Below are 5,949 nucleotides of genomic sequence, written 5' to 3'. Positions count from 1 at the left end.
CCGAAACCGGTTGACAGGGCGGGCGGAAACGAAGTAGAAGCCGCGCCCCTCCTCAAGAAGCAGAAAGGACTCACTGGAGTCCGGAGCTGCGGAAGAGGACGAAGCCGAAAGGGCGAAGTTGACAAGCCCGGCGGCCTCGAATAAAAGAATCGCCCCCGCGGTTGAGGGGAAACCCGATGAGAATCGGGACGCTAGCACAAAGCCGTGAGGCAGTACAAGCGGCTCGGTCTTTGAAAACCAAATAGCAAGCCCAAGAAGTAGACGATTGCGGAAGCTTCGCAGTCAATTTCTAAGGTGCCCTAAGAGCCGTCGCGAGAGCGGCAGCCGGGGTGCCACGAACAGCGAGCCAGGCTTTCCTTAGCCGGAAGCCAGGCTGACGCCAGTTCAACTCAACAGAATACAATTGGAGAGTTTGATCCTGGCTCAGAACGAACGCTGGCGGCGTGCCTAACACATGCAAGTCGAGCGCGAATGGAGCAATCCTAGTAGAGCGGCGCACGGGTGCGTAACACGTGGGTAATCTGCCTAGAAGATGAGGATAACCAGTCGAAAGATTGGCTAATACTCGATAAGCCCACGGGGACTTCGGTCCCTGAGGGAAAAGGTGGCCTCTGTATACAAGCTATCACTTCTAGATGAGCCCGCGGCCCATCAGCTAGTTGGCGGGGTAATGGCCCACCAAGGCGACGACGGGTAGCTGGTCTGAGAGGACGATCAGCCACACTGGAACTGAGACACGGTCCAGACTCCTACGGGAGGCAGCAGTGGGGAATTTTGCGCAATGGGCGAAAGCCTGACGCAGCAACGCCGCGTGTGTGATGAAGGTCTTCGGATTGTAAAGCACTTTCGACCGGGACGAAAACCCTGAAGCTAACATCTTCAGGTTTGACGGTACCGGGAGAAGAAGCACCGGCTAACTCTGTGCCAGCAGCCGCGGTAATACAGAGGGTGCAAGCGTTGTTCGGAATTATTGGGCGTAAAGCGCGTGTAGGCGGCTTTGCAAGTCGGGTGTGAAAGCCCTCAGCTCAACTGAGGAAGTGCGCCCGAAACTGCAGAGCTTGAGTGCCGGAGAGGGTGGCGGAATTCCCCAAGTAGAGGTGAAATTCGTAGATATGGGGAGGAACACCGGTGGCGAAGGCGGCCACCTGGACGGTAACTGACGCTGAGACGCGAAAGCGTGGGGAGCAAACAGGATTAGATACCCTGGTAGTCCACGCCGTAAACGATGAGAACTAGGTGTCGTGGGAGTTGACCCCCGCGGTGCCGTAGCTAACGCATTAAGTTCTCCGCCTGGGAAGTACGGTCGCAAGACTAAAACTCAAAGGAATTGACGGGGGCCCGCACAAGCGGTGGAGCATGTGGTTTAATTCGACGCAACGCGCAGAACCTTACCTGGTCTTGACATCCTCGGAACCTTTCAGAGATGAGAGGGTGCCCGCAAGGGAACCGAGAGACAGGTGCTGCATGGCTGTCGTCAGCTCGTGTCGTGAGATGTTGGGTTAAGTCCCGCAACGAGCGCAACCCTCGCCTTTAGTTGCTCCGCAAGGAGATCTCTAGAGGGACTGCCGGTGTTAAACCGGAGGAAGGTGGGGATGACGTCAAGTCCTCATGGCCTTTATGACCAGGGCTACACACGTGCTACAATGGCCGGTACAGAACGCTGCAAACCCGCGAGGGGGAGCCAATCGTAGAAAACCGGTCTCAGTTCAGATTGGAGTCTGCAACTCGACTCCATGAAGGCGGAATCGCTAGTAATCGCAGATCAGCACGCTGCGGTGAATACGTTCCCGGGCCTTGTACACACCGCCCGTCACACCATGGGAGTCGATTGCTCCAGAAGTCACCTCACCAAGAGGTGCCCAAGGAGTGATCGGTAACTGGGGTGAAGTCGTAACAAGGTAGCCGTAGGGGAACCTGCGGCTGGATCACCTCCTTTCTAAGGAGACCGGGTGCACGGCACTGCCTCGAGCAGCGCAGGGTGCACCAGGCGGCTTCGGCCGCCGTGGTCAACTAGGTCAAGAGCTACGCAATCGTCATAAGGGTTTGCTATTTGGTTTTGAAGGGCCGAGCTTGGCTCGGTTCTTTGACACTCTGGATGCTGACAATCGGGTTCTCCCGCTTAGCGCAGCCAGCCTCTCTGGGCCTATAGCTCAGCTGGCTAGAGCGCGCGCCTGATAAGCGCGAGGTCGGTGGTTCAAGTCCACCTAGGCCCACCAACTCCTCTCAACGGAGAGGATGCGGTGACGCCGCCAGCACATGGCTTCCCCCAAGGTTTCGTGGCAGTATGTAGGGCCTCGAGGGGCTGTAGCTCAGCTGGGAGAGCGCCAGCTTTGCAAGCTGGATGTCGTCGGTTCGATCCCGATCAGCTCCACAAGTTTTCCTCTCCACCGCCAGGTGGAAGGGAAGCGTTCTTTGACAAGTGCATACGAAGGCAGAATTAAAGATTTCTGCTGAGTCAAGAGAAGTTCTCAAGTTGACTCCCAGGGAGAGGGTAACCGCCGAGAGGCGTGAACCTTCAGCAGGGAGTCAGCATCAAGCAAGTGATTCTTTCGGGCTCGCCGCGAAGAGCGGGGGCCTGGATCTTGGTCTCGAGTTTCGACAATCCCGCCGGGAGGTGGGCGTGAAGACGAGAGATCAGGGTAAGTAAGCTACTAAGGGCGTGTGGTGGATGCCTAGGTGCTCAGAGGCGATGAAGGACGCGGGTGGCTGCGAAAAGCTTCGGGGAGCTGTCAACCGAGCGTTGATCCGGAGATGTCCGAATGGGGAAACCCAGCGCGGCGAATAGCTGCGTTACTTCCATCTGAATTCATAGGGTGGAAAGAGCGAACCAGGGGAAGTGAAACATCTCAGTACCCTGAGGAAAAGAAAACAACGAGTGATTCCCGTAGTAGTGGCGAGCGAACCGGGAACAGCCTAAACCGAATCCACGCAAGTGGCTTCGGGGTTGCGGGTCCGCGGTAGGACCTTGGTTTGTTAGCGGAACAGCCTGGAAAGGCTGACCAGAGAGCGTGATAGTCGCGTACGCGAAAACGAACTGAGGCCGAGCGGGGTACCCAAGTAAGACGGGACACGTGCAATCCTGTCTGAATCTGCCGGGACCATCCGGTAAGGCTAAATACTACTGAGCGACCGATAGTGGACAAGTACCGCGAGGGAAAGGTGAAAAGAACCCCGGTGAGGGGAGTCAAAAGAACCTGAAACCACATGTCTACAAGCAGTCCGAGCACTACGGGGCAACCCAGTGCGAGGGCGTACCTTTTGCATCATGATTCGGCGACTTAATGTACGTAGCGAGGCTAAGCCGTTAGGTGGAGCCGGAGCGAAAGCGAGTCCGAAATGGGCGACGAGTTGCGTGTATTATAACCCGAAGCGGGGTGATCTACACATGGCCAGGATGAAGTGCGGGTAACACCGCATGGAGGTCCGAACTCATGAGAGTTGAAAATCTCTGGGATGAGCTGTGTGTAGGGGTGAAAGGCCAATCAAACTCCGTGATAGCTGGTTCTCCCCGAAAGATATTTAGGTATCGTCTCGAGTAATTCAGTGTCGGAGGTAGAGCACTGGAACGGCTAGGGGTCTCACCAGATTACCAAACCGTACCAAACTCCGAATGCCGACAACTGTTATCTCGGGAAGCAGTCAGTGGGTGATAACGTCCATTGGCAAGAGGGGAATAACCCAGACCGACAGCTAAGGCCCCCAAATCTAGTCTAAGTGAACACTAGAAAGGATGTGGCAGGTCATTGACAACCAGGAGGTTGGCTTAGAAGCAGCCATCCTTTAAAGAAAGCGTAATAGCTCACTGGTCAAGACAGGCCGCGCCGAAAATGTAACGGGGCTCAAGACTGGTGCCGAAGCTTCGGATCATGCAGGTTTTGACTTGCATGGTGGTAGGGGAGCGTCCCAACTGCAGCGAAGGTAGACCGTAAGGGCTGCTGGAGCGGTTGGAAGTGCTGATGCCGAAATGAGTAGCGATAAAGGGGGTGAGAAACCCCCTCGCCGTAAACCCAAGGTTTCCTGGGTCAAGTTAATCTTCCCAGGGTTAGCCGGAGCCTAAGTCGAGGCCGAAAGGCGTAGATGATGGGAAGCAGGTTAATATTCCTGCGCCATCTTTTAAGCGTTGAACTAAGGGAGGACGGAGAAGGCTAGACGAGCCAGGTGGTGGTTGTACTGGTCCAAAGGTGTAGGGGTGTCACGTACGATTAAAGGCGTGGCAGCTATCCCCGAGACCCCATGGCGCCCCGCAAGGGGTAAGTCGTTGATGCCACGCTTCCAAGAAAAGTCCCGTAGGGAGCTTAGAGGGTGTCCGTACCGTAAACCGACACAGGTGGGTGAGGAGAAAATCCTAAGGCGCTTGAGAGAACTCTCCTCCAAGGAACTAGGCAAATTTCCACCGTAACTTCGGAAGAAGGTGGGCCTCTGGTAGGTGTAGGTGTACAACCGAAGCCGAGAGAGGTTGCAGAGAAATGGCGGTAGCGACTGTTTACCAAAAACACAGGACTCTGCGAAGGCGACAAGCCGACGTATAGGGTCTGACTCCTGCCCGGTGCTGGAAGGTTAAGGGGATTCGTCAGCCGCAAGGCGAAGCGATGATCCGAAGCCCCAGTAAACGGCGGCCGTAACTATAACGGTCCTAAGGTAGCGAAATTCCTTGTCGGGTAAGTTCCGACCTGCACGAATGGAGTAACGACTTCCGCGCTGTCTCGGAGAGGGACTCAGCGAAATTGAAATAGCTGTGCCGATGCAGTTTACCCGCAGCAAGACGGAAAGACCCCGTGAACCTTTACTACAACTTGACAGTGACACTAGGGATTGACTGTGTAGGATAGGTGGGAGCCTTTGAAGCCGGGCCGCTAGGTTCGGTGGAGGCAACGGTGAAATACCACCCTGTTGATTTCTGGTGTCTAACCATGTCCCGTCAGCCGGGACTGGGACACTGTCTGGTGGGTAGTTTGACTGGGGCGGTCGCCTCCCAAAGAGTAACGGAGGCGCGCGATGGTTCCCTCAGCCCGATTGGAAACCGGGCGTCGAGTGCAATGGCATAAGGGAGCTTGACTGCGAGAGAGACATCTCGAGCAGGTGCGAAAGCAGGTCATAGTGATCCGGTGGTCCTGTATGGAAGGGCCATCGCTCAACGGATAAAAGGTACTCCGGGGATAACAGGCTTATCTCCCCCAAGAGTTCACATCGACGGGGAGGTTTGGCACCTCGATGTCGGCTCATCGCATCCTGGGGCTGGAGCAGGTCCCAAGGGTTTGGCTGTTCGCCAATTAAAGCGGTACGCGAGCTGGGTTCAAAACGTCGTGAGACAGTTTGGTCCCTATCTGCTGTGGGCGTAGGATACTTGAGAGGCTCTGACCTTAGTACGAGAGGACCGGGTTGGAGACACCTCTGGTGTACCAGTTATCACGCCAGTGGTATCGCTGGGTAGCCATGTGTCGATTGGATAACCGCTGAAAGCATCTAAGCGGGAAACCGACCTCAAGACCAGGTATCCCGGGCGCAAGCCCCTGAAGAGCCGTCGAAGACTACGACGTTGATAGGCCGGGTGTGTAAGCGCGGTAACGCGTTGAGCTAACCGGTACTAATTGCTCGTGCGGCTTACTTTATCCTCATCTCTTGCACGCTCCCTTCACAGGGGGAGTAAGGGATTCGAGGCCAAGATCGAGGCCCGGTGCGCCCCCAAGTGGCGGCACTGGCCCGAGAGAATCACGGCACCAGCTTCTCTTCTCAGCAGCAATCCTTTCTGCCTTCGTATGTTGCTTGTCACCATTTTTCCGGTGGCTATATCGGAGGGGTCACACCCGTTCCCATCCCGAACACGGAAGTTAAGCCCTCCAGAGCCGATGGTACTCCGCGGGAAACCGCGTGGGAGAGTAGGTCGCTGCCGGATTTTTTTCTCTTGCGCCCCTGGCGCCCTTCACTGGGCTCCAGGGGCGTTTCTTTTTT

General features: G+C 56.0%; 2 tRNA genes and 3 rRNA genes. All 5 read left to right on the top strand.

What is annotated here, in order from left to right:
- Positions 1-400 precede the first annotated feature (400 nt).
- A 16S ribosomal RNA gene (locus KY501_RS52600) occupies positions 401-1,936 on the top strand.
- 203 nt (positions 1,937-2,139) lie between these two features.
- Positions 2,140-2,216, top strand: a tRNA-Ile gene (locus KY501_RS52595).
- 82 nt (positions 2,217-2,298) lie between these two features.
- Positions 2,299-2,371: transfer RNA gene (locus KY501_RS52590), tRNA-Ala, on the top strand.
- A 270-nt stretch (positions 2,372-2,641) separates the two neighbouring features.
- Positions 2,642-5,609: ribosomal RNA gene (locus KY501_RS52585) — 23S ribosomal RNA — on the top strand.
- Between the two features lie 167 nt (positions 5,610-5,776).
- A 5S ribosomal RNA gene (rrf, locus tag KY501_RS52580) occupies positions 5,777-5,893 on the top strand.
- The 16S, 23S and 5S rRNA genes sit together here with 2 tRNA genes alongside, the layout of an rRNA operon.
- Positions 5,894-5,949: the final 56 nt, after the last annotated feature.

The sequence above is a fragment of the Hyalangium versicolor genome (genome assembly GCF_020103695.1).
GTDB classification, from domain to species: domain Bacteria; phylum Myxococcota; class Myxococcia; order Myxococcales; family Myxococcaceae; genus Hyalangium; species Hyalangium versicolor.
This window is presented reverse-complemented; position numbering and strand designations above follow the sequence as displayed.